The sequence below is a fragment of the Bacillus licheniformis DSM 13 = ATCC 14580 genome, from assembly GCF_000011645.1.
Classification (GTDB): domain Bacteria; phylum Bacillota; class Bacilli; order Bacillales; family Bacillaceae; genus Bacillus; species Bacillus licheniformis.
Window position 1 is genome coordinate 762,242 of record NC_006270.3, and the last position, 25,990, is coordinate 788,231.

Annotated in this window: 26 protein-coding genes; 23 read left to right on the top strand and 3 right to left on the bottom strand. The window is 48.3% G+C overall.

The window, feature by feature from the left end:
• Positions 1-29: 29 nt before the first annotated feature.
• The 11 genes from TRNA_RS25245 (at position 30) to TRNA_RS25295 (ending at position 10,281) form a co-directional block, all read left to right on the top strand.
• Positions 30-1,142: a Rap family tetratricopeptide repeat protein gene (locus tag TRNA_RS25245; RefSeq protein WP_003179651.1), complete on the top strand. Its 1,113-nt coding sequence runs from the start codon at positions 30-32 to the stop codon at positions 1,140-1,142.
• Positions 1,139-1,261 carry a PhrK family phosphatase-inhibitory pheromone gene (locus TRNA_RS25250; RefSeq protein ID WP_011197633.1) on the top strand — a complete coding sequence of 41 codons (123 nt, stop codon included), beginning with the start codon at positions 1,139-1,141 and terminating at the stop codon, positions 1,259-1,261. Before TRNA_RS25245 ends, TRNA_RS25250 begins: the two co-directional genes overlap by 4 nt.
• A gap of 163 nt (positions 1,262-1,424) precedes the next feature.
• A complete protein-coding gene (locus tag TRNA_RS25255; RefSeq protein WP_009329088.1) occupies positions 1,425-2,183 on the top strand; it encodes a class I SAM-dependent methyltransferase in 759 nt (252 codons plus the stop codon).
• Between the two features lie 426 nt (positions 2,184-2,609).
• Entirely contained in the window at positions 2,610-3,329 is a 720-nt protein-coding gene (locus tag TRNA_RS25260; protein WP_003179658.1) for a YebC/PmpR family DNA-binding transcriptional regulator, read from the top strand.
• A gap of 156 nt (positions 3,330-3,485) precedes the next feature.
• Entirely contained in the window at positions 3,486-3,695 is a 210-nt protein-coding gene (locus TRNA_RS25265) for a helix-turn-helix transcriptional regulator (protein WP_003179660.1), read from the top strand.
• Positions 3,679-4,002 carry a DUF2178 domain-containing protein gene (locus tag TRNA_RS25270; RefSeq protein WP_223307071.1) on the top strand — a complete coding sequence of 108 codons (324 nt, stop codon included), beginning with the start codon at positions 3,679-3,681 and terminating at the stop codon, positions 4,000-4,002. The genes TRNA_RS25265 and TRNA_RS25270 overlap by 17 nt, the downstream gene beginning before the upstream one ends.
• Positions 4,003-4,159: 157 nt before the next feature.
• On the top strand, positions 4,160-5,617 hold the full coding sequence (locus TRNA_RS25275) for an aldehyde dehydrogenase family protein (RefSeq protein ID WP_003179663.1): 1,458 nt from the start codon (positions 4,160-4,162) through the stop codon (positions 5,615-5,617).
• A gap of 466 nt (positions 5,618-6,083) precedes the next feature.
• The gene (locus tag TRNA_RS44385; RefSeq protein ID WP_370510519.1) at positions 6,084-6,485 is read left to right on the top strand and encodes a methyl-accepting chemotaxis protein; all 402 of its coding nucleotides are present in this window, start codon (positions 6,084-6,086) and stop codon (positions 6,483-6,485) included.
• A 145-nt stretch (positions 6,486-6,630) separates the two neighbouring features.
• Positions 6,631-8,055, top strand: coding sequence for an SLC13 family permease (locus tag TRNA_RS25285; protein ID WP_003179667.1), 1,425 nt, complete (start codon positions 6,631-6,633; stop codon positions 8,053-8,055).
• An 84-nt stretch (positions 8,056-8,139) separates the two neighbouring features.
• Positions 8,140-10,029: an ABC-F family ATP-binding cassette domain-containing protein gene (locus tag TRNA_RS25290; RefSeq protein ID WP_003179669.1), complete on the top strand. Its 1,890-nt coding sequence runs from the start codon at positions 8,140-8,142 to the stop codon at positions 10,027-10,029.
• 57 nt (positions 10,030-10,086) lie between these two features.
• Positions 10,087-10,281 carry a hypothetical protein gene (locus tag TRNA_RS25295; protein WP_009329081.1) on the top strand — a complete coding sequence of 65 codons (195 nt, stop codon included), beginning with the start codon at positions 10,087-10,089 and terminating at the stop codon, positions 10,279-10,281.
• On the opposite strand, the gene folE2 is transcribed toward TRNA_RS25295, so the two are convergent.
• Positions 10,278-11,180 (bottom strand): GTP cyclohydrolase FolE2, encoded by a 903-nt coding sequence (gene folE2 / locus TRNA_RS25300; protein WP_003179674.1) that lies wholly within the window; start codon positions 11,178-11,180, stop codon positions 10,278-10,280. The genes TRNA_RS25295 and folE2 overlap by 4 nt on opposite strands.
• A 132-nt stretch (positions 11,181-11,312) precedes the next feature.
• Between folE2 and TRNA_RS25305 the strand changes: the two genes are divergently transcribed.
• The 10 genes from TRNA_RS25305 to TRNA_RS25350 all read left to right on the top strand — a co-directional run bounded on the left by TRNA_RS25305 (position 11,313) and on the right by TRNA_RS25350 (position 21,682).
• Positions 11,313-12,425, top strand: coding sequence for an NAD(P)/FAD-dependent oxidoreductase (locus TRNA_RS25305; protein WP_011197634.1), 1,113 nt, complete (start codon positions 11,313-11,315; stop codon positions 12,423-12,425).
• Positions 12,419-13,246: a GTPase gene (locus TRNA_RS44055; RefSeq protein ID WP_011197635.1), complete on the top strand. Its 828-nt coding sequence runs from the start codon at positions 12,419-12,421 to the stop codon at positions 13,244-13,246. Before TRNA_RS25305 ends, TRNA_RS44055 begins: the two co-directional genes overlap by 7 nt.
• Positions 13,141-14,091: a nucleoside recognition domain-containing protein gene (locus TRNA_RS44060; RefSeq protein WP_223307073.1), complete on the top strand. Its 951-nt coding sequence runs from the start codon at positions 13,141-13,143 to the stop codon at positions 14,089-14,091. Before TRNA_RS44055 ends, TRNA_RS44060 begins: the two co-directional genes overlap by 106 nt.
• Before the next feature lie 65 nt (positions 14,092-14,156).
• Positions 14,157-15,356 (top strand): GTP-binding protein, encoded by a 1,200-nt coding sequence (locus TRNA_RS25320; protein ID WP_011197637.1) that lies wholly within the window; start codon positions 14,157-14,159, stop codon positions 15,354-15,356.
• A 168-nt stretch (positions 15,357-15,524) separates the two neighbouring features.
• The gene (locus tag TRNA_RS25325; protein ID WP_003179683.1) at positions 15,525-16,310 is read left to right on the top strand and encodes a 6-carboxyhexanoate--CoA ligase; all 786 of its coding nucleotides are present in this window, start codon (positions 15,525-15,527) and stop codon (positions 16,308-16,310) included.
• Entirely contained in the window at positions 16,291-17,637 is a 1,347-nt protein-coding gene (bioA, locus tag TRNA_RS25330) for an adenosylmethionine--8-amino-7-oxononanoate transaminase (protein WP_011197638.1), read from the top strand. Before TRNA_RS25325 ends, bioA begins: the two co-directional genes overlap by 20 nt.
• Complete coding sequence (bioF, locus tag TRNA_RS25335; RefSeq protein ID WP_003179689.1) at positions 17,627-18,766, top strand: 8-amino-7-oxononanoate synthase; 1,140 nt, start codon at positions 17,627-17,629, stop codon at positions 18,764-18,766. Before bioA ends, bioF begins: the two co-directional genes overlap by 11 nt.
• Positions 18,763-19,470 (top strand): dethiobiotin synthase, encoded by a 708-nt coding sequence (gene bioD / locus TRNA_RS25340; RefSeq protein ID WP_003179691.1) that lies wholly within the window; start codon positions 18,763-18,765, stop codon positions 19,468-19,470. The genes bioF and bioD overlap by 4 nt, the downstream gene beginning before the upstream one ends.
• Complete coding sequence (gene bioB, locus TRNA_RS25345) at positions 19,467-20,468, top strand: biotin synthase BioB (RefSeq protein ID WP_003179696.1); 1,002 nt, start codon at positions 19,467-19,469, stop codon at positions 20,466-20,468. The genes bioD and bioB overlap by 4 nt, the downstream gene beginning before the upstream one ends.
• A gap of 17 nt (positions 20,469-20,485) precedes the next feature.
• The gene (locus TRNA_RS25350; RefSeq protein WP_011197639.1) at positions 20,486-21,682 is read left to right on the top strand and encodes a cytochrome P450; all 1,197 of its coding nucleotides are present in this window, start codon (positions 20,486-20,488) and stop codon (positions 21,680-21,682) included.
• Between the two features lie 42 nt (positions 21,683-21,724).
• Here TRNA_RS25350 and TRNA_RS25355 read toward each other — a convergent pair whose 3' ends face one another.
• Entirely contained in the window at positions 21,725-22,555 is an 831-nt protein-coding gene (locus TRNA_RS25355) for an ion transporter (RefSeq protein WP_003179701.1), read from the bottom strand.
• 163 nt (positions 22,556-22,718) lie between these two features.
• Between TRNA_RS25355 and TRNA_RS25360 the strand changes: the two genes are divergently transcribed.
• Together TRNA_RS25360 and TRNA_RS25365 are read left to right on the top strand one after the other, a co-directional pair.
• The gene (locus TRNA_RS25360) at positions 22,719-23,141 is read left to right on the top strand and encodes a MerR family transcriptional regulator (RefSeq protein ID WP_003179703.1); all 423 of its coding nucleotides are present in this window, start codon (positions 22,719-22,721) and stop codon (positions 23,139-23,141) included.
• A gap of 58 nt (positions 23,142-23,199) precedes the next feature.
• On the top strand, positions 23,200-24,384 hold the full coding sequence (locus TRNA_RS25365) for an MFS transporter (protein WP_003179705.1): 1,185 nt from the start codon (positions 23,200-23,202) through the stop codon (positions 24,382-24,384).
• A gap of 42 nt (positions 24,385-24,426) precedes the next feature.
• Here the strand turns inward: TRNA_RS25365 and TRNA_RS25370 are convergent, their stop codons facing one another.
• Positions 24,427-25,983: an ABC-F family ATP-binding cassette domain-containing protein gene (locus TRNA_RS25370; protein ID WP_003179706.1), complete on the bottom strand. Its 1,557-nt coding sequence runs from the start codon at positions 25,981-25,983 to the stop codon at positions 24,427-24,429.
• Between the last annotated feature and the right edge of the window lie 7 nt (positions 25,984-25,990).

The window sequence follows — 25,990 nt, forward strand, 5'->3', positions numbered from 1 at the left end:
CAATCTTAAAAAGAAAGAGGGGGTTCGGCATGAGCAAGGTCGCTTCAGAGGTGGTTGCGGGGGTGTTGAACGAATTCCATTTGGCCATTAAAAAGCACGATACTGAGCAGGCAAAGCATCTTTTTGATGAGGCGAAGTCGATGTTTTCCGAGATGGAAGAGGATCAGAATGTGCTGGCTTATTTTTCGCTTCTTGAGGAGCGGTACCGGATGATGCTTTATGATGCGAGGGGAGAGCGGCTGCCGCGGGAGTCTTATTTTAATGATTCGCAGATCGAGTGCATCGAGCAGACGGATCATATGATTGATTACTATTTCTACTTTTTTGAGGCGATGCATGAAGCGTACAACAAGAATGTTGAGCGGGCGATCAGTCTGTACAAGGTTGCCGAGAAAAAACTGGCGAAGGTGCCCGATCAGATTGAAGCGGCCGAGTTTTATTTTAAAGTGTCCTGGCTGTATATGTCTCTTCGGCAAAATGCGGTTTCTCTCAATTATGCGAGAGACGCGATGAATATTTACAAAATGCATGACGGGTACGAAAAAAAGCTGGCGATTTCCCAAGTTGTGATGGGGACAAATTACATGCAGATGCAGCGCTTTAAAGATGCGGAGAAGTACTTTGAAGAATCGATTGAAATTTCCAAAAAGATTGACGATTCATTTTTAGAAGCGATGCTTCATCACAATATCAGCATTCTGTATTCCAATTCCGGCCGGTCTCAGGAATGCATTCTCGCCGTCCAGCATGCTTTGAGCAACGCCGAATGGTGCAAGTCAAGCTACTATATCAACTCGCTTTACATGCTGACCAGAGAGTTTTTCAAAATCGGCGAAACAGAAGCGGCCCTGTTCTATCATAAAAAAGGACAGGAGGAATTAAAGAAAAACGGGAATAAGCATTATGAAAAGAAAATAAATATTATTTATGAGCTGTATTGCCATGAAAACGTAAAAAGCATCAAAGACGACATCCATTCCTTGGACGAGATGAATGATTTAGACGGTGTCTGCGATCTTTCTTTGCTCATCTCAAGCTATTTTGAGAAAAAAGGAGATGACAAGAAAGCGCTGGAATTTGTTAAAATATTCATGAAAGCCGAAAACAAAATGAGATCATTAGGGAGTGAGGTATTGTCATGAAAAAATTAATTCTTTGCTTGTCGTTAACTGCTATGGTCTTAGGCGGAGCTGCTTTATCCCAAAGCCACAATCAGGCGTCAGGCGGCGTTCAAACAGCGGAGCTGCCGGTTGGGGGTTAATGTTCGCTGAAGTCCTTTTACAGGGCTTCTTTTTTAAAGCCATGAAACGGGGTGCGATTAAAGTGAATCTGCAAGAGCATGAAATATAAAAACCTTCCATATTCGCGAGAGGCCCTCCAATCGTTTAAAACATTTTTAGACATAAAAATTGGAGGGAAATATCATGAATGACAAAACATTTTTATCATTTTTAAAACACGCAGATAAGCCTTTCAGCGGCTGGGATTTTTCTTTCATTGAAGACACAGGACGAATGAAAAGCGACCTGCTTTCATGGTCATACGGAAGCATGGCTCTGTCTCTTATCCAGGATTCCGAATCAATGTTGGATATGGGGACAGGCGGCGGCGAGTTTTTATCCAAATTGGGGCCGTTTCCTTCGTCAGCATACGCTACTGAATGTTATTTGCCTAATGTGCCAGTCGCCAAGGAACGATTGACGCCTTTAGGGGTTCAGGTCGTTCAAATTGATGATGATGAAGATCTTCCATTTGAATCCGGCCAATTCGACCTGATCATCAATAAACACGAATCATATTCAGTACAAGAGGTGAGGAGAATCCTTTCAAAAGGAGGACGGTTTCTCACTCAGCAAGTCGGCGGGCTTGATTGCGAAGAAATAAATGAAAAACTTGGCGTGCCGCTAAATGAAGAATTTAAGGATTGGGACTTGGAAACAGCGTTAAAAGAGATGGAAAAGCATGATTTTAAGATTTTAAAAAGCAGAGAAGAGTGTCCGACTCAAAGGTTTTATGATATTGGGGCTCTGGTCTATTATTTGAAAGCCATTCCCTGGCAGGCGCTCGGTTTTGAAGTGAATCAATATAAGGATGAATTGTACGAGATTCATAAAATGATCGAAGAAAAGGGCTATTTTGACGTCACACAGTACCGGTTTATGATTTTAGCGGAAGCAGTTTAGAGTTTGATCAAAGATTGTGCCTAAGAAGGGTGTCTCATATTATATGGTGACATCCTTTTTTATTTTCCTATATTTTCGTAAAGCCAGTTATTTATCCATATATCAGGAGGAAAAGCGATGTCATCTCAAACTGTAACCAATTATTTTCTTGATAGTGTGGCTGCGACTATTATGCGCTGATTGTTTACGGTGCTTGCTTTTTATTACATTCGTTCATTTGACCGGAATCGTGTTTTGATTGCAGGAATTTTTGTTACTGTTTGTGAAAAAAAAGCAGAAGAAAAACAGCGGAAAACTCGCGTCTTAGGGCGGATTTCCAAAAAAATGTCGTAAATTCGATGCATCAATTTGATGAAATCGCCCGGCCCTGCGGTATAATAGATTTTGTGAATGAAAGATTCAATGTTGAAAGAGAGTGGTTACATCATGGGCCGTAAATGGAACAATATAAAAGAGAAGAAAGCGTCCAAGGATGCGAATACGAGCCGAATCTACGCGAAGTTCGGCCGCGAAATCTATGTGGCGGCAAAGCAGGGAGAGCCCGATCCCGAACTGAACCAGAACCTGAAATTCGTGCTTGAGCGCGCCAAAACATACAATGTCCCGAAAGCGATTATTGAGCGGGCGATCGAAAAAGCGAAGGGCGGCTCTGAGGAAAATTACGACGAGCTGCGCTATGAAGGCTTCGGTCCGAACGGAGCGATGGTGATCGTTGACGCGTTGACAAACAACGTCAACCGCACGGCTGCCGATGTGCGCTCCACATTTGGCAAAAACGGCGGAAACATGGGAGTGAGCGGATCTGTCGCTTACATGTTTGATCCGACGGCCGTCATCGGCTTTGAAGGCAAAACGGCTGATGAAACGCTCGAATTATTGATGGAAGCGGATATCGATGTCCGTGATATTTTAGAGGAAGACGATGCAGTGATCGTCTATGCCGAGCCCGATCAGTTCCACGCCGTACAGGAGGCGCTGCAAAACGCCGGCATTACTGAGTTCACGGTGGCCGAGCTGACGATGCTCGCGCAAAATGACGTCGCCCTTCCAGAGGACGCGCGCGCACAGTTTGAAAAGCTGATTGACGCGCTGGAAGATCTGGAAGACGTTCAGCAAGTTTACCATAATGTCGATTTAGGGGCGTAAAAAGAGGCCCTGAAAAAATCGGGAAAGAAAAGATAGATGAACAGGAGGACGACCTGTTTTGTCTATCTTTTTTTATTGTAAAGTTAACTTGACATTTTATTTTTTTGTTAAGTATACTTTACGTATAGTGAACTTTACATTCCCAATGGAGGAAAGATGAAAACGTTAATAAAGGAAAAGCGCACTTCGCTGAACATGACACAAGAAGAACTGGCTAAAAGGCTTAATGTGTCGAGGCAAACGGTGATTTCCCTTGAAAAGGGAAAATATAAACCTTCACTCGTTCTGGCGCATAAACTGGCTCAAATTTTTGAATGTCTGATTGAAGATTTATTTATTTTTGAGGGGGATGAAAATATTGACTGAAACGATGACAAACATACTGATCGCTTTAGCGGGCTTAGGAATAGGCGTGCTCGGGATCGCAATTGTTTACAAAGTAAACAGACGAATTGGAAAAAAAGAGAGGCTGTTCGATGAGCGCCAGCAGAAGATTAGCTATCAGGCTAAGGCGCTCTCCTGGAACATTACAATGGCGGCCATTTTAATTGCCTGGGCGTTGGTGATCATTTTCCAAGGAATATCCTTTTCATTTTTCCTAATAACAGGTTTATATATCCTGCAATATTTATCAATGCTGATCACAACCGTTTATCTTGCTCAGAAAAACTGAGCGGTGCTGTTCCCCTTGTATCCGGATTTTACCGATTTATCGGTAAAATCTTTTTTTATATCCAAAAGACCCATAAGATTGAATTTTCTTGAAAGATTGCCGATACATAAGATGTAGTCTAACTTTTCCCAAAACTGTTTGATAGGAGATGGACTGAATGATTCAAATAACTGACCTCAACCGTCAATACATAGGAGGGGAATGGAGAGACGGCCAAAGTGAAAGCGTGTTGGCCGATCTGAATCCTTTTACCCATAAAACGATTGCCTCTTTTCGGAAAGCGACGCGGGAGGATGTCGATGCGGCTTACAAAGCTGCGCTTGAGGCGAAAAAGAAATGGGATGGCGTCAATCCCTATGAAAAAAGGGCAATTTTAGAAAAAGCCGCGGCTTATATTGAAGACAATAGAGAAGCGATTGTGTTTCTCATTATGGAGGAGCTTGGCGGAACACGGCTGAAAGCGGCTTTTGAAATCGATCTTGTCGTCAATATGATCAAAGAAGCGGCGGGCTTCCCGCTCAAAATGGAAGGCAAAATTCTCCCTTCACCGGTTGATGGGAAAGAAAATCGGATATACCGCATTCCGGCGGGAGTGGTCGGCGTCATCAGTCCGTTCAATTTTCCGTTCTTTTTATCTGTAAAATCAGTTGCGCCCGCGCTTGGCGCCGGGAACGGCGTTGTTTTAAAGCCGCATGAGGAAACACCGATTTGCGGCGGCACGCTGATTGCAAAGATTTTTGAAGAAGCCGGTCTTCCGAAGGGACTGCTGAATGTCGTGGTCACAGATATCGGGGAAATCGGCGACAGCTTCGTTGAGCATCCGATTCCGCGAATCATCTCGTTTACCGGTTCAACGAAGGTCGGCAGCTATATCGGGCAGCTGGCGATCAAACATTTCAAAAAACCGCTGCTTGAACTCGGCGGAAACAGCGCCTTGATCGTTCTCGAGGATGCCGATTTGGAATACGCCGTCAATGCCGCGACTTTCAGCCGCTTCACACATCAAGGGCAAATCTGCATGTCGGCCAACCGGATTCTTGTTCAAAAAGAAGTGTATCCGGAATTTTTAAAGCTGTTCAGCCAAAAAGTATCCGGGCTTAAAACGGGCGATCCGCTGGACCCTGAAACCGTTATCGGCCCTGTTATTAATGAACGCCAAGCTGAACATTTAAGAAAATCGATTGAAAAAGGCATCGAAGAAGGCGCCACACCGCTTCTGAAAGGCGATATTAAAGGCAATCTCGTCGAGCCGACGATTCTTGCGGATGTCACGCCTGATATGTCTGTCGCCAAGGAAGAGCTGTTCGGTCCGGTTGTATGCGTCATGCCGTTTGAGACCGAAGCAGACGCGGTTGAGATCGCGAATGACACGCCTTTCGGACTGAGCGGAGCCGTACACACGGGAAATGTGGAGAGCGGCGTTGCCATCGCAAAGCAAATCGAGACGGGCATGATCCATGTCAATGACACGACGATCAACGATGAGCCGCATGTCGCTTTCGGCGGTGAAAAGCAATCGGGGATCGGAAGGCTGAACGGAGAGTGGAGCCTTGACGAATTTACGACATTAAAATGGATTTCCGTCCAGCACCAAAAAAGGAGTTTTCCATATTAAGAGGAGGATTTGATACATGAATGAAGCAGTAAAAACGGACATCCACCCGCTGCTGGATGCTTTTGTGAAAGTGGCGCCGTTCCTGAATCAGCTGATTCAGGACGATGTGACAGTGGGGATTTACGATACCGAAAAGCTGATCGTCAACATCCCGGGAAAGACATTTTCCCTGAATGTCAAAGCGGGTGACCCTTTGCAGGAAGGCGATATTATTACAGACGCCATCCGCCAAAACAAAAAGAAAGTAAGCATGGTGCCTAAGGAGCTGTTCGGCTTCCCTCTTGCGGCGAGAGCGATCCCGCTCCACGACGAGAACGGAAGGGTTATCGGCGGAGTCGGGCTCGGCACGAGCCTTGAAAAATCGGATCAGCTTCACCGCGTCGCGGAAAGCCTGTCGGTCATCGTCGAGCAGACGGCTTCGGCCATTCAGGATATCGCCGAATCTGTCAGCGGCTTCTCCGGACAAATGTCCGACATCTCCAAGCAGGCGAAGGAAGTCAGTGAAAGCGCCGGAGAAATCGAGAAAATTTCAGTCACCGTAAAAGGCATTTCAGATCAAAGCAACCTGCTCGGGCTGAACGCGGCGATTGAAGCGGCGAGAGCCGGAGAGTCAGGAAAAGGGTTCTCCGTCGTCGCCGACGAAATCCGCAAGCTTGCGACACACTCAAAAGAAAACGTCGGCCAGATTGACCAAATCACGAAGAAAATCCACGCGTTATTAAAAGACCTTGAGCATTCGATCGAAGTCATCAATGAACATACGAGCGGCCAGGCCGCAGGTGTTGAACAAATTTCCGCCACGATGCAGGAGATCAGCAGCAACGCGCAAAACCTTGCCAAGATGGCGGAACACCAATTTGAAGACTAGAACTTTCACAGGCCCGCTGGCAAAATCGGCGGGCTTTTCTAATTTTTCATTTATTAAAATTTTATTTTAAATTTTTTAGAGGAATTTTCCCCGGTCAAAGCGAAAAGTGATGAATGGGAAACCGCTTTCAAGGGGGATGGGATAGATGAGAGTATATACAACGACTAAACTGACCGGATTGTTATTGGGGCCGATCAGTTTTTTGCTGATTCTCGGCTTGATACCGGAAGCTGAGCTGGCTTACGCGCCGCGAATCGTTCTTGCGGTTACAGCCTGGACGGCCGTCTGGTGGATTACGGAAGCCGTGCCGATTCCGGCGGCATCGCTCTTGCCAGTCATTTTGCTGCCGACATTGGGTGGTTTAGATATGGAAACGACGGCCAAAGCATACGGCGATCCGATTGTGTTTATGTATATGGGGGGATTTATCATTGCGATCGCCATCGAAAAATGGAATCTTCATAAACGGATGGCTTTGCACATTTTAAAGCGGATCGGGGCTGAAAGCCACCGGATCGTGCTTGGCGTGATGGCGGCGACTGCGTTTTTATCGATGTGGATTTCGAATGCTGCCACCGCTTTGATGATGCTTCCCGTAGCGCTAGCAGTCATTAAAGAAGTGCAGGAAAAAGAAATTTTAAAAGGCGAATCGCTGCAGAAGTTCAGCAAAAGCATTTTGCTGGCTGTCGCGTATGCGGCGTCGATCGGCGGACTTGCCACATTGGTCGGTTCCGTTCCGAACGCGGTGTTTGCCGCGATGTCCAAGCAGATGCTCAATCACGAAATTATGTTTTTTGAATGGTTTTTATTCGGGTTCCCGGTTTCCATTCTGTTTCTTGCCATTTTATATGTTTATTTAACGAAAATAAAATTTAAAGTGAGCGCTTTTCAAGGAAAAAAGCCTGATTTTATCGATCATGATTTAAAGGCGCTTGGCGCAATGACGAGGGAGGAAAAATCGGTTTTTACCGTTTTTTTATTAACCGCATGTTTGTGGATGTTCAAATTTATCCTTCCGTTTCAAATATCAGATACGTCGATCGCGATTTTCGGAGCGGTTCTGCTGTTTTTAATTCCGAGTACAAAGGATGAACGGATTTTGGAATGGAAGGATATGCAGTCGCTGCCATGGGGACTGCTTCTATTGTTTGGAGGCGGCTTGTCGCTTGCGGCCGGTTTTTCGGCGACCAATCTGACAGCATGGATCGGCGGCAAGCTCAAGCTGTTGGAAGGCCACCCTTACTTATTTGTCCTGATTATTTTGACGGCTGCGATTTTATTTATGACTGAAATCATGTCTAATACGGCTGTCGCCAATATGGTGATTCCGATGACGATCGGCCTTGGCGCCGCGCTTCAGGTCGAGCCGTACGGGCTGATGGCGGCAGCTGCGCTTGCTTCATCGTGCGCCTTCATGCTTCCGATCTCCACCCCGCCGAATGCGGCCGTCTTCAGCTCCAATCTGCTGACGATAAAGGATATGGTCAGGGCGGGCTTTTGGCTCAATATCGCAGGTGTCTTCTTGATTGTGATCAGCGCATATTTTTGGCTTCCGGCCGTCTTTCAATAATGTCCGCGAAAAAGCTCTCACTAGTTTTCTTGCATCATCTGCATTAAAATAAAGTTATGACATTACGTTAGGATTGGTAGACAGATGAGCATTTTTAAAGCGGAAGGTTTATATAAAACTTACGGAGACAAAACATTATTTGACCATATATCGTTCCATATTGAAGAAAACGAACGGATCGGCTTGATCGGACCGAACGGAACGGGAAAAAGCAGCTTGCTGAAAGTGATCGCCGGCCATGAATCGACCGAAAAAGGAGACATCACAAAGCCCGGCAGCCTCCATATCGAGTACTTGGATCAGGATCCTGATTTGGACGGTCCGGAAACCGTGCTTGAGCACATTTATTCGGGAGATTCCGTGATGATGCGGACGATGAGGACGTATGAGCAGGCGCTTCAGGAGCTGAATGCGGCGCCTGATGATCCGAAGAAGCAGGAAAACCTGCTGGCGGCGCAGGGGAAAATGGACGAACATGGCGCCTGGGACGCGAATACGGCGGCAAAAACGATATTGACGAAGCTTGGCGTCGCGGATGTGGCAAAAGAAGTGAGCTCCCTTTCCGGGGGGCAAAAAAAGCGTGTTGCGATTGCGAAAACATTAATTCAGCCCGCTGACCTCCTCATTTTGGATGAGCCGACAAACCACCTTGACAATGAAACGATCGAATGGCTTGAAGGCTATTTGAGCGGGTATCCGGGCTCCGTCGTCCTCGTCACCCATGACCGCTATTTTTTAAACCGGGTGACCAACAGGATCTATGAACTGGATCGAGGGCGCCTATACACATACAAAGGGAACTACGAAGTGTTTTTGGAAAAGCGGGCCGAAAGAGAAGCGCTCGCCGAACAAAACGAAACGAAGCGGCAAAACCTTCTCAGAAGGGAGCTTGCTTGGCTGAGAAGGGGGGCCAAAGCCCGTTCGACAAAGCAAAAAGCAAGAATTCAGCGGGTGGAGGAACTAAAGGAGCAGGACGCGCCTGAAACCGGTTCTTCCCTTGATTTCGCGATCGGCTCCCACCGTCTCGGCAAGCAGGTGATTGAAGCGGAAGGCGTTGACATCAGCCGCGGCGGGAATCAGCTTGTCCGTTCATTCAATGAACTGATTGTGCCGGGGGACCGGATCGGCATCATCGGACCGAACGGGATCGGCAAAACAACACTCTTAAACGCGCTTGCCGGGCGCATTAAGCCTGACGGAGGACAGATCACGATCGGCCAGACCGTAAGAATCGGCTATTATACACAGGATCACAGCGAAATGAACGATGCGCTGCAGGTCGTCGAATACATCAAGGAGACGGCTGAGGTCGTCAAAACGGCCGACGGACAAGTGGTCACAGCGGAGCAGATGCTGGAAAGGTTCCTCTTTCCGCGGAGCGTGCAGCGCAACTTGATCCGCAAGCTGTCAGGCGGGGAAAAGAGGCGCCTTTATCTCTTGAAAGTGCTGATGGAGGAGCCGAACGTCCTGTTCCTCGATGAGCCGACAAACGACCTTGATACCGAGACGCTCGGCGTGCTCGAAGATTATTTGGAGCAGTTTCCCGGCGTTGTCGTGACCGTATCCCATGACCGCTATTTCCTTGACCGCGTAGTCGACAGGCTGCTTGTATTTGAAGGCGGCGGAAACGTATCGCGTTTTCAAGGTTCCTACAGCGAATATATGGAGAAGCAAAAGGAGAACAGCCGTCAAAAGCCGGCGTCTGAAGCCGCAGAACCTGTCAAACCTGAGAAAAAGAAAAGGAAGAAACTGTCTTATAAAGATCAGCTGGAATGGGACGGCATCGAAGACAGAATCGCCGCTCTGGAAGAAAAGCATAAACGGCTTGAAGAGGAAATCGCCGCCGCCGGCAGCGATTTTGCCAAAATCCAGACATTGATGGAAGAGCAGGCGCAAACAGCCGAAGAGCTCGAAGCGGCAATGGAGCGCTGGACAGAGCTGTCGCTGTTGATCGAAGAGCTTGAACAATCGTAAGTGAGACTGCCGGGAAATCCCGGCGGTTTTGATATGGAAAAAGGAGTTTGAACAAATATGCCTTTTGAAGAATTGCTCAGCTGTCTGCTGATGGCCGCATTATGTGTTCTCTTGTTTATAAAAGCAATGGGCTGCCGCAAAGAAAACAGAAGAGGCTCGCTGGCATTCTTTATGATGTTCAGCATCGTCTGCTTGACCACGCTCATCATTAAAATTGTAAAGCTCGGCCATTTTTTCGGCCGAGCTTTTTAACATTTGGAAAACGATAGCCGCGCCACGGCATCGTGCAAGTGAATCGATTCTTCGTTCCGGCATTCGATCTCAAAGGCGGAGATCCAGTCCATTTCGTATAAGTCGGCAGCTGTTAAGCGGAGGACGTCTTCTACAAATCTTGGATTCTCATAAGCCTGTTCAGTCACTCTCTTTTCATCGGGTCTTTTTAAGACGGGATGGAGCTTTGCGCTTGCGTTCGTTTCCGCTGCGGCAAGAAGCTCGGCTTTGAAATCGTCCGGCATCTCCGCCTGTTCATTGATATGCGCGGTGATCTTGATTATGCCGCGCTGGTTATGGGCGCTGTATTCGCTGATTTCTTTTGAACAAGGGCAGAGCGTCGTCGCATGGGCGGTGATGCCGGCGGTTTGCGAAAAGCCTTTGTTTTCATGATAAGAGACTGTCATATGGATATCGGCATGCATCAGTCCGGACAATTTGGTTTCCGGGCTGATGCGTTCGAAATACCATGGAAAACTGACGGAGACGGATGCGCTTTCCTGTTCCATATTGCCGGCTAAATCCTTTGCAAAATCTTTCAGTGTATGGAAGTCAACCGTCCAGTTTGCTTCGTGATAGCGCTGCAGCTGTTCTGTCAGGCGGCTCATATTGATTCCTTTGCGGTCGCGCGCAAGGCTCGTCGTAAAGGAAAAAGCGCCGATCGTCGTTTGTGTAAACGGCTTGAGCGAGGAAGCAATCAAAATCGGATGCGAAACGTTTGAGACACCGACATGGTCAATGTCAAAAAAATAGTCGTTCGGTGTATTTTGAATATCCTTCATCTGTTCTTTATCAGTCGGTTTTATTCCTTTCACGGCTTCGACAGATCCGAAGCGGCGGTGGCGTTCGGGTTTTGCGGGCAAATGCAGTTTGCGTTCCATTGATGAGACCCCTTTCTTCAGTAAATCGAAATAGTTCCTATTTATTTTGAGGCAATGCTGTGATAAAATCAAGTGGTCATGTCTAAAGCATGCAAATTAAATCGAAATGATTTCGTTTAGGGAGTGGTTGTTTTGCAGCATAGCGAAATCGTCATTGTTGGAGCGGGACCCGCAGGTATTGGAATGGGGATCGTTCTGAAAAAACTCGGTTTTAAATCGTTTACGATTTTGGAAAAAGACCGTGCAGGAGCTTCATTCCGAAGCTGGTCTGAAGAAATGAAACTGATAACGCCGTCCTTTACCGGGCAGGGATTCGGGGCTTTGGATTTAAACGCTGTTGCTCCGGGAACATCCCCTGCCTTTACTTTTCAACGCGAGCACTTGAGCGGACGGGAGTATGGAGATTATTTGGCGCTTTTGGCCGATCATTTTCAGCTTCCAATTCAAGAAGGCACATCGGTTCGCAGCGTTCATAAAGACGACGGCGGTTTTTCAGTTGAAACAGATAAAGGCACTATGAAGGCCAAAGACGTTATTTGGGGAGCCGGTGAATTCCAATTCCCGAAATATTCGTTTCATGGTGCAGAGATTGGCATCCACAACAGCAAGGTTGCCAGATGGAGCCAATTTGAAAAAGCCCATTATTACGTGGTAGGCGGCTATGAGAGCGCAATGGATGCGGCGGTACAACTGGCGTCCTATGGCAGCGATGTGACGGTTGTGATGCCGAATTCGCTCCGCGAAAACGCTGAAGCCGATCCGAGCAGGTCGCTTTCACCTTACACATGGGAGCGTCTAGAAGATGCGTATGAAAAAGGGAAGGTTCAGTTTTTGGAAAAAGCCGTTGTAGAGAAACTGGCGAAAAACGGACCAGCCTATGATTTATATTTGTCAGACGGGAGGAAGATCCGTTCGGAAACACGGCCGATTATCGCGACAGGCTTTCATTCCGGCGCAAAACAAATCGAGCATTTGTTTGAATGGGGAGAGAACGGCAAGCCGCTTTTAACAAATGAAGACATGTCGACCGTGACGGACGGTCTTTATTTAATCGGGCCGAGCGTTCAGCATCAAAACGCGGTCTTTTGCTTCATTTATAAATTCAGGCAGCGATTCGCCGTCATCGCCGAGCATTTGTTGAAAAAACGAAGGTTTTCGATCGATGAAAAGGTGCTGACAGAATACAGGGAAAATCAAATGTTTCTCACAGATTTGAGCTGCTGTGAGGTGCAGTGTGAATGCTGAAAGAACCAACGCGGCGGCAGCGCATGCTCTTCATCGGACTCGAATCGGTCGGAAAAACAACGCTTTTTTCAGCGATCACTGATCAGAGGGCAGGCGAAGCAGCAAATGTGAAAGGATCGACGATATTTGCGGCTGAACGGGAGATCAAAAGCCTTCCGGGCTGGCAAGCCATTGATACACCGGGCATTCGGGAGGATGGCAGCGTGTCGAAACGAGCGCTGAAAAAAGAGATTGAAAAGGCCGATGAGGTGGTTGCCGTCTTGCGCGGCACCCATTTTTCTGAAGAGCTGAACGCGGTCTTGGAGCTGATTCCGCCGGAAGCCCGGCGCGTCTGCTTTATCGTTACGTTTCAGGATAAAATGACGGACGCCATGCGCCGGAAGCTTTCTGAGCAAGTGGCCAAGCACAGTCTCCCGGTCCTGCTGGTTGATACGAGAACCGTGACAGACGATAAAAAAGAGCGGATCATCGCTTTTTTAAGAAAAGAGGCTGAATTTCATCCGCTCAAACGGAGGCGGATGAAACAGATTGAACTTGAAAGTGTGGCTGTTCAGCAGTCTGTGTTTCATCGTCCCGTAGCGGGGCCTGTAGTGAGCGCTGCACTTTTATGTTTGTTGTTTATGGCGCCGATCGTATTGGCTTATCATACATCAGAGTGGGTGCAGCAATCTGCGGACAAATGGGCGGTTGTCCGCTCCAAAATGCGGTCGGGGGCTTGCCGTCATGGCTGGGCGCGGCATTGGCGGGGAACTATGGCCTGTTATCCCTTGGCATTTACTCGTTTGTTTGGGCGTTTCCTGTCGTTTTGTTTATGTCTATAGCGAATGCGGCAGCGGATGATTCGGGTTTAAAGGACCGGATCGTCGATTCATTGGACCCGCTGATGCGGAAGATCGGTCTGAACGGCCGTGATTTAGTTCCGCTTTTGACCGGATTTGGCTGCAATGTCGTGGCCGTTCAGCAGACGCGGTCATGCAGCATGTGTACGAGAAAGCGCTGTGTATCGTTTATTTCTTTCGGATCAGCGTGCAGCTACCAAATCGGTGCGACGCTGTCGATTTTTCATGCTGCGGGAAGGGAGTGGCTGTTTATTCCTTACCTCGCTGTTCTTGTTGCCGCAGCGGCCGTTCATAACCGGATATGGTATCGCATCGATCAGAAATGGGCCGCTTACTTCGAGCGACGGCAAACGTTTTTGCAGAAGCCGTCCTGGAAAGGGATCGTCTTTCGAGTAAAAGAAGTGCTTCAGCAATTTATCTTTCAGGCGATGCCGATCTTTCTCATCATTTGCCTGGCGGCGACCGTATTGAATGAACTCGGTGTCATCCGTCTTGTGACATTGCTTGTCTCGCCTGTTTTAAGCCTGTTCGGCGCTCCAGAAGATGCGGCGCCTGGCCTTGTTTTTTCCCTGATCAGGAAAGACGGCATTCTCTTGTTCAATGAAGGGAATGGAGCGCTTCTTGACATGCTGCCGGGAGCAACGCTCTTTCTGCTCATTTACTTGGCATCAACCTTTACTCCATGCATGGTGACGGTTTGGACAATTGCCAAGGAACTGGGGATGAAAACGGCGGCAGCCATTATGGGAAAACAGATGGCCACTTCAGTCGTTTCGGTTTTGAGCATCATGATCATCTGGAAGCTGACGCTTTGCATTTTTAAATAAAGTGTGGTGAAATAAAATATAAATCGTAATAATTACGATTTGATAAGAGGAAGGAGAATGAAAAAATGAGTAAAAAGATTCCTGTGACAGTATTAAGCGGATACCTGGGGGCGGGTAAAACGACGCTGCTGAATCACATATTGCAAAACCGCCAAGGGCTGAAAGTCGCCGTTATTGTTAATGACATGAGCGAAGTCAACATTGATGCAGGGCTTGTCAAGCAAGGCGGCCTGTCGAGGACGGATGAAAAGCTGGTCGAAATGTCAAACGGCTGCATTTGCTGCACACTCAGAGAGGATTTGCTGGTTGAAGTCGAAAAGCTGGCGAAGCAGGGAAATATTGATTATATCGTGATCGAATCGACCGGTATCAGCGAACCGATCCCGGTCGCTCAGACGTTCTCTTACATCGACGAAGAATTGGGTATTGATTTGACCCGGTTCTGCCGCTTGGACACAATGGTGACGGTTGTCGACGCCAATCGTTTTTGGCACGATTTTCAGTCGGGGGACAGCCTGCTGGACCGGAAAGAGGCTGTCGGCGAAGAGGATGAACGCGACATCGCCGATCTGCTCATCGATCAAATCGAGTTCTGCGATGTGCTGATTTTGAATAAATGCGACCTTGTCTCCGAGGAAGATCTGCAAAAGCTTGAGAAAGTGCTGAAAACTTTGCAGCCTAAAGCAAACATCATCAGAGCGGTCAAAGGAGAGGTCGATCCGAAGGCCGTCTTAAACACCGGTCTCTTCAATTTTGACGAAGCGAGCGGTTCAGCAGGCTGGATCAGGGAATTAAACCAAGGACACCACCAGCATACGCCTGAGACTGAAGAATACGGAATATCTTCGTTTGTATACGAAGCGCGCCGTCCTTTTCATACAGAGCGGTTTTATAACTGGATTCATTCGCTGCCGGAAAACGTCGTCAGGGCGAAAGGAATAGCCTGGTGTGCGACGCGCAACACCCTTGCCCTTTTGATGTCGCAGGCGGGTCCTTCCGTGTCGCTGGAACCGATCTCTTATTGGGTGGCCGCACTGTCCAAACCGGAACAGGAACAAATTCTCAGACAGAACCCTGAGCTTTTAAAAGAATGGAATGAAGAATTCGGAGACCGCCATACAAAGCTCGTCTTTATCGGATTGGATCTGTCGCCGTCTGAAATTACCGCAGAAGCGGATCGATGCCTTTTAACAGATTCGGAGATGGCGGCCGACTGGTCGCTTTTATCTGACCCGTTCGATTGGCAGATTGAAAGAGCTAGATAATTCTAAAAAAAGACAAAAGAGAGACATCTCTTTTGTCTTTTTTATTTCCAACAAACCGGTGTTTTGGACGCGATGTTGACATATCAGGAAAGGAATACTAATATTTTATTGTAATGTTAACTCTAATTAATAATAGGTTAACATATGAACGAGAAGGGGGATGAAAGCATGAAGGGGGAAGCGTATTACAGTGTGAGAATGAGAGCCTCCGAGAACGGTCCCCATGAAGAGGGGGGAAAACACATATCCGGAGGAGAGCGGCTTGTGCCTTTCATCGGTTTAAATGATGCCGTCAGCGATTTATTGGAAAAAGGTATGTCTCATTCGCGGGGCAGGCCGGACTTTATGCAAATTCAGTTCGATCTTGTAAACGAACCGATAAAGCTTGTTCAACCTTTGCGCATTGAAACGAATGAAACGGTATCAGCGGAAGAAGGACAAGCGCTCGCCCGTGAGCTGATCAGCCGCGCCGGCGTGCCGGAAAGCGCGGTTGAAAAAGCGTTTCAAGGCATTGCCGAATACTGGGGCGTGAGGGGCGCCGTTTTGTTTGATATTCATTCCGGCCGGCGGATTGACGGAAGAAAAGAAAAAGGAGTGCGCGTCTCGCGGCTCGATTGGCCGGAAGCCGATTTTCAAAGGTGGGCCGCTTTGTGCGGGGTGCCGCCAAATCCACGGTTGAAAGAGGCGCTTGCCATCGCCTCAAAGGTATGTGAGCACCCGGCCGTCATCGCCGAATTATGCTGGTCGGATGACCCTGATTACATAACGGGCTATGTTGCGGCTAAAAAGCTGGGTTATCAGCGGATGACAAAGATGAAAGAGCATGGGGACGAAAGCGGCTGCCGGATTTTTTTTGTTGATGGATCAGCAGATGTAAAAAGCTGCATAGACGATTTGGAAAAACAGCCTGTATTCATTGGTCAGGAGGTAAATCATGAATCAATCATTCGTTGAGAAAAGCAAACAATATCTTTGGCTGCCTTTTACCCAAATGAAAGACTATGACGAAAACCCGCTGATCATCGAAAGCGGGCAGGGAATCAAGCTGAAAGATATCGACGGGAGGGTGTACTACGACGGATTTTCTTCAGTATGGCTCAATGTCCATGGCCATCGCAAGAAGGAACTGGATGAGGCCATCAAAAAACAGCTCGGCAAAATCGCTCATTCGACATTGCTGGGAATGACAAATGTTCCGGCGACAGAACTTGCCGAGGTGTTAATCAAGATCACGCCGGAAAATCTGACGCGTGTTTTTTATTCGGACAGCGGCGCCACAGCAATGGAAATCGCGCTGAAGATGGCCTTTCAATATTGGAAAAACATCGGCAAGCCGGAGAAACAAAAATTCATTTCGATGAAAAACGGCTATCACGGCGATACGATCGGCGCTGTCAGCGTCGGTGCAATCGAGCTCTTCCACCATGTATACGGGCCGCTTATGTTTGAAAGCTTTAAGGTGAACGTTCCATACGTATACCGCTCGAAAAGCGGCAACCCGGACGAGTGCCGCGATGAATGTCTCGCAGAACTCGAACGGCTCCTGAGCGAGCGGCACGATGAGATCGCCGCGCTGTCGGTCGAATCGATGGTTCAAGGGGCATCAGGGATGATCGTGATGCCTGAAGGATATTTGGCAGGCGTCCGGGAGCTCTGCACGAAATATGACGTTTTAATGATTGTCGATGAAGTGGCGACAGGGTTCGGCCGAACCGGGAAAATGTTTGCCTGTGAGCATGAACGTGTTCAACCTGACTTGATGGCGGCTGGAAAGGCCATTACCGGAGGCTATTTGCCGATCGCCGTAACGTTTGCGACAGAGGAAATTTATGAGGCGTTCTATGATGACTACAACAAACTCAAAACGTTTTTCCACGGCCACTCATACACGGGGAACCAGCTTGGTTGTGCCGTTGCGCTGGAAAATTTGCGCCTGTTCGAATCGGAAAAAATCGTCGCTCAAGTTGCGGAAAAGTCGAAAATACTGGAATCGCTCTTTCATGATCTGGCAGCGCTCCCTCATGTCGGCGACATCCGCCAGCTCGGTTTTATGAGCGGGATCGAGCTCGTTCAGTCGAAGGAAACGAGGCAGCCTTATCCGCCCGAAGAGCGAATCGGATACCGGGTGTCTTTGAAAATGAGAGAGCTTGGCATGCTGACGAGGCCGCTCGGGGATGTTGTCGCATTTCTTCCTCCGCTCGCCAGCACCGCCGATGACCTGCGCGCCATGGTGTCGATTATGAAAGAAGCGATTCAAGAGGTTACAGGCCGTGCGTATTGACGAATGGCTCAGCAGCCGGCTCGCAAAGACGAAAGCAGCCGGGCTTTACCGCTCGCTTAAACTGCCTCAAGCTGAACGTACGAATTGGGCGTCAAACGATTATTTGGGCCTGGCGAACGACAAACGGCTGATTCATGCCGCAGAAACAGCGCTCCGCCGCTTTGGAGCCGGAAGCACAGGATCAAGGCTGACGTCAGGCAATACCGCATGGCATGAAAAACTTGAGCGGAAAATCGCCGGTTTTAAGCAGACGGAAGCGGCTCTCTTGTTTTCAAGCGGATATTTGGCCAATGTCGGCGTGCTTTCGTCTTTGCCTGAAAAAGGAGACGTCATATTAAGCGATCAATTGAACCACGCCAGCATCATCGACGGCTGCCGCCTTTCAAAAGCTGATACGGTTGTTTACCGCCACAAGGATATGAATGATCTTGAAGAAAAGCTCCGCGCCGCACAGAGCCGTGCACGCCGCTTTATTGTGACAGACGGCGTGTTCAGCATGGACGGCACGATTGCGCCGCTTGACGAAATCATGCTGCTCGCCAAGCAGTACCGGGCCTTTGTTATCGTAGATGATGCCCATGCAACAGGGGTTTTGGGAGAAGCCGGCAGGGGAACGAGCGAGTATTTCGGCGTCTCTCCCGATGTTGTGATCGGTACGTTAAGTAAAGCTGTAGGCGCAGAAGGCGGCTTCGTCGCAGGTTCTAAAACATTGATCGATTTTTTGCTGAATCATGCGAGAACGTTTATCTTTCAAACAGCTGTCCCGCCCGCAAGCTGTGCGGCGGCATGCAAAGCTTTAGATATCATCGAAGACAGCCGGGCTAAACGCCGGCTTTTGCAATCATCGGTGAACACGATCAAACGGAGTCTCGTGGATATCGGGTTTACGGTCAACGGAGAAGATACGCCGATCATACCCGTTATGATCGGAGATCCCCAAAAAGCTGTTCAATTTGCAAACGGCCTGAAGGAGAAGGGGATTGAAGCCCCGGCCATCCGACCGCCGACTGTTGCAGAAGGAGAGAGCCGGATCAGGCTGACCGTCACCGCAGAACGCAGGTTGAAAGATATTGAAGATCTATTAGAGGGGTTTAAATTAATGGGAAGAGAGTTGAACTTGGTGAAATGAAGGGTTTTTTTGTAACGGGAACAGATACGGGAGTCGGGAAGACGTTTATCGCTTGCGGTCTTGCCGCTTTACTGAAAGAGCAGCATGTAGATGTCGGCGTGTTTAAGCCGTTTTTGAGCGGCGAGCTCGCTAGCGATCCGCAGAGTGATACAGCTCTTTTAAAGAACATGTCTGAAACGCCTCTTACTGATGAAGAGGTTACGCCTTTTATTTTTAAAGAGCCGCTTGCACCATACACAGCTGCGAAGCTCGAAGGGAGGACAGTCGGGCTGGAAGATGCCGTGAACCATTGGAAAAAGATAAAGGATCGGCACGAGTGCTTCATCGTTGAAGGGGCAGGCGGAATTGCTGTGCCGCTCGGGGAGGATTATTTCGTCAGCGACTTGATCAAAGCGCTCGATTTGCCGGCCGTCATTGTGGCGCGTCCCAATCTCGGAACGATCAACCATACGTATTTAACCGCCCAATACGCAAAACAAATGGGGATACGCGTGATCGGCATCGTGATCAACGGCATCAGCAGCCGGCCGGGACTTGACGAACAGACGAATCCGGACATGATTGAAAGATTTTGCGGTGTGCCGCTCCTCGGCGTTACACCGAAGCTTGAAGACGCTTCACCAACACAAATTCACCACATGATCAAGGATCATGTCGATGTTTCCTTGATTATGAATCAAATGCAAATGGGGGCAGAAAAATGAATCAGTGGATGGAACTTGCAGAACGTGTGCTGGATGGCGGGGAAGTAACTGAAAAAGAGGCGCTTTCCATCTTGGAATGCCCGGATGACGACGTTCTTCTGCTTATGCATGCCGCTTTTCAAATCAGAAAACGCTACTACGGAAAAAAAGTAAAGCTCAATATGATTATGAATGCAAAATCCGGCCTTTGTCCGGAAAACTGCGGCTACTGCTCGCAGTCTTCGATATCAAAAGCGCCGATCGACAGCTACCGGATGGTCGACAAAACGACCTTGCTTGAAGGCGCAAAGCGTGCGCACGATTTAAATATCGGAACATACTGCATCGTGGCGAGCGGCAGAGGACCGTCCAACAGAGAAGTCGATCAAGTGGTCGACGCCGTTAAAGAAATCAAAGAAACGTACGGTTTAAAAATCTGCGCATGCCTCGGACTGCTAAAGCCCGGGCAAGCCGAGCGGCTGAAGGAAGCCGGAGTAGACCGGTACAATCACAACATCAATACATCAAAAACCAACCATTCAAATATTACAACGTCCCACACGTATGATGACAGGGTGAACACTGTGGAAACAGCCAAAAAATCCGGGATGTCCCCATGTTCGGGCGTCATCGTCGGGATGAAAGAGACGAAGCAGGATGTCGTTGATATGGCGAAAAGCTTAAAGGCGCTGGATGCCGACTCGATTCCAGTTAATTTTTTGCATGCGATCGACGGGACTCCGCTGGAAGGGGTCAATGAATTGAATCCGCTTTATTGTTTAAAGGTTTTAGCTTTGTTCCGCTTTATCAACCCGACAAAGGAAATCCGCATTTCAGGGGGGCGCGAAGTCAACCTCCGCTCCTTGCAGCCGTTGGGGCTGTATGCCGCCAATTCAATCTTCGTCGGAGACTATTTAACGACGGCAGGACAGAATGAAACAGAGGACCATAAGATGCTTCATGATTTAGGGTTCGAAGTCGAATCGGTCGAAGAAATGAAAGCCAGTTTACAGCGGTAGCACGGGGGAGATATAACATGACGACAGAACTGCACGAGGCAGGGCCGAGCCTGAAATCGGATTCGGATTTTTGGAGAGATCCATATCTGTTTTACGATCAGCTGCGGTCCATTCATCCTGTATATAAAGGAACCGTTTTAAAGCATCCGGGCTGGTATGTCACCGGATATGAAGAAGCGGCAGCGATTTTGAAGGAACCGGCATTTATAAACCGCGTTCCTCTCCCAGAAGCTTCTACTAAATATGAACAACTTCAGCGATTGCAGCGAAATATGATGCTGTTTCAAAATGAGTCCGGCCATAAGCGGATGCGGACGATTGCCGGCAAAGAATTCATGCCGCAGAAGACGGCAACTTTCCGCCCTGCTATAGAAGAAACCGTCCATGAATTGCTCGATCAGCTTGAAAACAAGAAGACGGCGGACATGGTATCGGAATTCGCCTTTCCTTTGGCAAGCCTTATCATTGCCGGCATGCTCGGCGTCCCGGAAGAGGAATGGTACCAATTCAGGCAATGGACGGCGGATCTCATTCAAACGATCGATTTGACCCGTACACGAAAGGTAATGGCAAAAGGCGGTGATACCGTTGCCAAGCTGACGGCTTATTTTAAAAATTTAATTGAAAAGCGAAAAGCGCATCCTTCTGAAGACCTGATCAGCACATTCGCCGGTCATGAGCAGCTTGCTGATGAAGAAGTGCTTGCGACGTGCATCCTGCTTGTGATTGCCGGACATGAGACGACAGTCAACCTTTTGACGAACGGGTTGTTTTTGCTCATGACACATCCTGACCAGCTCAGTGAGCTGAAAGAAAATCCGCTGCTGATTGAGTCGGCCGTCGAAGAATGTCTTCGCTATGAAAGCCCGACACAGCTGACAGCGCGCACCGCGTCGGAGGACTGCGAAATCAACGGGAAAATCATCAAAAAAGGAGAGCACTTATATATCCTTTTAGGCGCCGCCAACCGCGATCCAAAGATATTTCAAAACCCGCATCTATTTGACATCACAAGAAAGCCGAATCCGCACCTTGCCTTTGGAGCCGGTGCGCACGTATGTTTAGGCTCGGCATTGGCGCGGCTCGAAGCGCAAATTGCCATTCCCGCACTGTTGGCGCGGCTGCCTAACTTGAAGCTTGCTTCAACAGACGTTCCATTTCGCAGGCTAATCGGCTTTAGATCGCTGGCCGAGCTGCCTGTCATCCTCAATTAAAGACGACGAAAAAAGGGGCTGGCTTACAGGTGCCGGCCCTTTTTAATCTTTCTTTTCATTTTGGGTAATATAGGTTTGCAGAAGCGCCTTTAATTCTTTGACTTCTGCGCGCAGTTCTTTGATTTCTTTTGTATCCTCTTTCAGCTCGCCTGTCTCATCCTCTATTTCCTGAGAAATTTTTTGCGCATTATTCACGATTTCCCCGACGATCAAGTTGATCATAATGAAAGTCGCAATGACGATAAATGAAACGAAATAGAGCCATGACCAGCCGCTCTCGGCAAAAATGGGCCTGAATATGCCGCTTGCCCACGATTCGAGCGTAAAGGTTTGAAACAGTGTCAGAAGGCTGAGCTGCAGGTTGCCGAAGTATTCCGGCGCGATGGCGGAGAAGAACATCGTACCGATGACGGCGTACACGTAAAAAATGATGCTCATCAGGATAATGACGCTGCTGATGGTCGGAATCGCCATAAACAGCGCGTTGACGATCCGTCTTAATGAGGGGACCGAAGTGATCGTCCGCAGGACCCGCAGCACCCGGAAAATACGGAGAACGCTGACGAAATTCGTATTGTAAAGAATCAAACTGCCGGCGACGATCACGAAGTCAAAAACGTTCCAGTTGTTTTTAAAAAAGTGCTGTTTTTGAACGAACAGTTTAAGAGAAAGTTCGATTACAAATATCGTTAAAAACAAGCAATCCACAATAAAAAATACTTTTTGATAAGGCTTAAAGAAAGCGTAAGTTTCCAAACCGATCGAGATGGCATTCAACACAATGACCGTCGTGATGAATGACTGAAACAGCCGGCAATTAATCAATGCCGAAACCTTGCTTTGAACCGAATATCGATTTTGATGAGTGTTCACTCTTGTTATTTGTCCTCCTGTTTTGATGTATTTCTATGATACGTTACAACAGCAGGAAGATGTCAAGTCAGTTCCTTTATTTTTGCATCGAAAACTTAACGTTTACGTAAAAGTATAAAGGTAGTATAATAGAAAAGAAGAAAAATCTCGGGGGGATATGGACGTGGAGTGGATGAAGATTGATCAAATGGCCAAGCGAAGCGGCCTGACGAAAAGAACGATCCGCTTTTACGAAGAAATCGGTCTGCTTTCTTCACCGAAGCGGACGGAAGGCGGAGTCCGTCTTTACTCTGAAGACGATCTTGAGGAACTTGAAAGAGTGATCAGCGCGAAGGAAGTGCTGGGATTCTCGCTGCAGGAGCTCCAGCAGTTCATGGAAACGGGCAAGCACCTGGAGATGAATAAAGAAGGATACCTATTGTCGCTGGATAAACGGGAACGAAAAGAAAAGCTTGAAGACATTCAGAGGATGCTGAATGAACAGATGAGAATGATTGATGAAAAGATTGAAAAATTTCAATCATTCAAGAAGCGCTTGGAAGGTATGCAGGCAAAAGCCGAGAATGCCCTACAATCAATTGATTAAACAAGACAAACGCTATTTTCATAGCGTTTCTTTATTTGGAAAGAAGGTTTGATAGATAATGAATGAACAACCACCTGAGAACTCCAGTATGTTTAAACAGCCAAAAGCGGTCTGGGCGGTAGCCTTTGCCTGCGTGATCTCGTTTATGGGGATCGGGCTCGTCGATCCGATTCTGCCGGCGATCGCGCAGCAGCTGCATGCTTCCCCCAGCCAGGTTTCGCTTTTATTTACAAGCTATCTGTTAGTCACAGGTTTTGCCATGCTTTTATCAGGCGCTGTCTCGAGCCGGATTGGAGCAAAGCTGACGTTAATCAGCGGTTTGATCCTGATCATCGTCTTTGCGGGCCTGGGCGGGCTCTCGCATTCCATCTCTCAGCTTGTCGGCTTCCGCGGCGGCTGGGGACTCGGAAACGCCATGTTTATCTCCACTGCGCTTGCCGTCATTGTCAGCGTGGCTTCTGGCGGAAGCGCAAAAGCCATTATTTTGTATGAGGCTGCTTTGGGATTGGGCATTTCGGTTGGACCGCTTGCCGGCGGAGAGCTTGGCACGATATCGTGGAGAGCGCCGTTTTTCGGTGTATCGGTTTTAATGGCCGCTGCTCTTTTGGCCATCTTTTTTCTTTTGCCGCCTGTCCAAAAGCCGCAGAAGAAAATTTCCGTCAGTGCGCCGATCAAAGCGCTTCGTTATAAAGGGCTGTTGACGCTGTCAGGAGCCGCATTCTTATATAATTTCGGTTTCTTCACCCTGCTTGCATATTCGCCGTTTGTTCTTGACTTAAATGAACGGGGCCTCGGCTATGTCTTTTTCGGCTGGGGGCTGTTTCTTGCGATCACTTCCGTTTTTATCGCTCCGGCCGTACAGCGGATCTTCGGAACCGTCCGATCTCTGATCCTTCTGTTTATGCTGTTTGCAGCTGATTTGCTCGCGATCGGGATTTGGACGGAGCACATGGCGCTCGTCATCGGGGCGATCATCATAGCCGGAGGTATTCTTGGCATGATCAATACGATTTTGACAACCGCGGTGATGGAAGCCGCGCCTGTCGAACGGTCTGTTGCTTCATCTGCCTACAGCTCCATCCGGTTCATCGGCGGGGCCATTGCGCCTTGGATCGCCGGTGTGTTAGCCGATCATTTTACTGCGCATACTCCATATTTTGCAGGATGCATCGCCGTGCTTGCCGGCATCGCCGTCTTGGCTGGAGGCCGCCGTTATTTGGCGGGCATCAAAGCCGGTCATTAATGAAAAAAGCTTGTTTCCCTAAAAGGAAACAAGCTTTTTTGTTTATAAAACTTTCGTTGTCCATGACTCGCAATTCCATGTTTCTGTCGCTATGTCCATATAGAATTCAGGTTCGTGAGAGATGAGCAGGACAGAGCCTTTGTATTCTTTCAAAGCTCTTTTTAATTCTTCTTTTGCTTCAACATCAAGGTGGTTTGTCGGTTCATCGAGTACAAGCAGATTCGTTTCTGAATTGATAAGCTTGCATAGTCTGACTTTTGCTTTTTCCCCTCCGCTTAATACGGAAACCCTGCTTTCGATATGCTTTGTCGTCAGCCCGCACTTCGCCAGGGCCGCGCGGATTTCGTACTGTGTAAAGGACGGGAAGTCGTTCCACACTTCTTCTATGCATGTGTTGTTGTTGGTCTCTTTGACTTCCTGCTCGAAATAGCCGATATGAAGGTGTTCGCCGCGTTCGACTTCTCCCGACAGCGGTGAAATTTCCCCCAGGAGGCTTTTCAGCAATGTCGTTTTTCCAATGCCGTTGGCTCCGTACAGAGCGATTTTTTGGCCGCGCTCCATTCTCAAGTTCAGCGGGCGGGACAACGGCTCATCATAGCCGATGACGAGCTCCTTCGTTTCAAAAATCAGCTTTCCGGATGTTCTTGCTTGTTTAAAGTGAAATTCAGGCTTCGGTTTTTCCGAAGGGAGCTCGATCATATCCATTTTATCGAGCTTTTTTTGCCGTGACATTGCCATATTTCTTGTGCTGACGCGCGCTTTGTTGCGGGCGACGAAGTCTTTCAGCTCTGAAATCTCCTGCTGCTGTTTTTTGTAGGCGGCTTCAAGCTGTTGTTTTTTCACTTCATATACTTCGCGGAATTGGTTGTAGTCGCCGACATAGCGGGTCAGCTCCTGGTTTTCCACATGGTAGATCAGATTGATGACGCTGTTTAAAAACGGAATGTCGTGAGAAATCAAAATAAAGGCGTTCTCGTACTCCTGCAAATAGCGTTTCAGCCATTCGATATGCTGTTCGTCCAGATAGTTTGTCGGCTCATCGAGCAGCAGGATGTCGGGCTTTTCCAAGAGCAGTTTGGCGAGCAGCACCTTTGTCCGCTGACCGCCGCTCAATTCCGCGACATCCCTGTCAAGTCCGAGATCGTTGAGCCCGAGGCCGCGGGCGATTTCTTCAACTTTTGCGTCAATCGCGTAAAAGTCGTTGTTGGTCAGGGCGTCCTGAATCGTTCCGACTTCTTCGAGAAGCTTTTCAAGCTCGTCGGGGTCGGCCTCGCCCATTTTTGTGTAGATGGCATTCACTTCTTCTTCCATCGCAAATAAATAATGGAAAGCGTTTCTCAGCACATCGCGGATCGTTTGTCCGCGCTCAAGCGATGTATGCTGGTCAAGATAGCCGACCCGGACGTTTTTTGACCATTCTACTTTTCCTTCGTCAGGCTCAAGTTTGCCCGTAATGATATTCATGAAGGTCGATTTTCCTTCGCCGTTTGCTCCGATGAGACCGACATGTTCGCCTTTCAGCAAGCGAAAGGATATATCATGAAAGATCGCCCGGTCGCCAAAACCGTGGCTCAGCTTTGTAACTGTAAGTAAACTCATGTTTTGC

Bases quoted from the DNA above. Each gene is read 5' to 3' on its own strand.
- TRNA_RS25245 (WP_003179651.1), top strand. From the start codon at position 30: ATGAGCAAGGTCGCTTCAGAGGTGGTTGCGGGGGTGTTGAACGAATTC.
- TRNA_RS25250 (WP_011197633.1), top strand. From the start codon at position 1,139: ATGAAAAAATTAATTCTTTGCTTGTCGTTAACTGCTATGGTCTTAGGC.
- TRNA_RS25255 (WP_009329088.1), top strand. From the start codon at position 1,425: ATGAATGACAAAACATTTTTATCATTTTTAAAACACGCAGATAAGCCT.
- TRNA_RS25260 (WP_003179658.1), top strand. From the start codon at position 2,610: ATGGGCCGTAAATGGAACAATATAAAAGAGAAGAAAGCGTCCAAGGAT.
- TRNA_RS25265 (WP_003179660.1), top strand. From the start codon at position 3,486: ATGAAAACGTTAATAAAGGAAAAGCGCACTTCGCTGAACATGACACAA.
- TRNA_RS25270 (WP_223307071.1), top strand. From the start codon at position 3,679: ATGAAAATATTGACTGAAACGATGACAAACATACTGATCGCTTTAGCG.
- TRNA_RS25275 (WP_003179663.1), top strand. From the start codon at position 4,160: ATGATTCAAATAACTGACCTCAACCGTCAATACATAGGAGGGGAATGG.
- TRNA_RS44385 (WP_370510519.1), top strand. From the start codon at position 6,084: ATGTCCGACATCTCCAAGCAGGCGAAGGAAGTCAGTGAAAGCGCCGGA.
- TRNA_RS25285 (WP_003179667.1), top strand. From the start codon at position 6,631: ATGAGAGTATATACAACGACTAAACTGACCGGATTGTTATTGGGGCCG.
- TRNA_RS25290 (WP_003179669.1), top strand. From the start codon at position 8,140: ATGAGCATTTTTAAAGCGGAAGGTTTATATAAAACTTACGGAGACAAA.
- TRNA_RS25295 (WP_009329081.1), top strand. From the start codon at position 10,087: ATGCCTTTTGAAGAATTGCTCAGCTGTCTGCTGATGGCCGCATTATGT.
- folE2 (WP_003179674.1), bottom strand. From the start codon at position 11,180: ATGGAACGCAAACTGCATTTGCCCGCAAAACCCGAACGCCACCGCCGC.
- TRNA_RS44055 (WP_011197635.1), top strand. From the start codon at position 12,419: ATGCTGAAAGAACCAACGCGGCGGCAGCGCATGCTCTTCATCGGACTC.
- TRNA_RS25320 (WP_011197637.1), top strand. From the start codon at position 14,157: ATGAGTAAAAAGATTCCTGTGACAGTATTAAGCGGATACCTGGGGGCG.
- TRNA_RS25325 (WP_003179683.1), top strand. From the start codon at position 15,525: ATGAAGGGGGAAGCGTATTACAGTGTGAGAATGAGAGCCTCCGAGAAC.
- bioA (WP_011197638.1), top strand. From the start codon at position 16,291: ATGAATCAATCATTCGTTGAGAAAAGCAAACAATATCTTTGGCTGCCT.
- bioD (WP_003179691.1), top strand. From the start codon at position 18,763: ATGAAGGGTTTTTTTGTAACGGGAACAGATACGGGAGTCGGGAAGACG.
- bioB (WP_003179696.1), top strand. From the start codon at position 19,467: ATGAATCAGTGGATGGAACTTGCAGAACGTGTGCTGGATGGCGGGGAA.
- TRNA_RS25350 (WP_011197639.1), top strand. From the start codon at position 20,486: ATGACGACAGAACTGCACGAGGCAGGGCCGAGCCTGAAATCGGATTCG.
- TRNA_RS25365 (WP_003179705.1), top strand. From the start codon at position 23,200: ATGAATGAACAACCACCTGAGAACTCCAGTATGTTTAAACAGCCAAAA.
- TRNA_RS25370 (WP_003179706.1), bottom strand. From the start codon at position 25,983: ATGAGTTTACTTACAGTTACAAAGCTGAGCCACGGTTTTGGCGACCGG.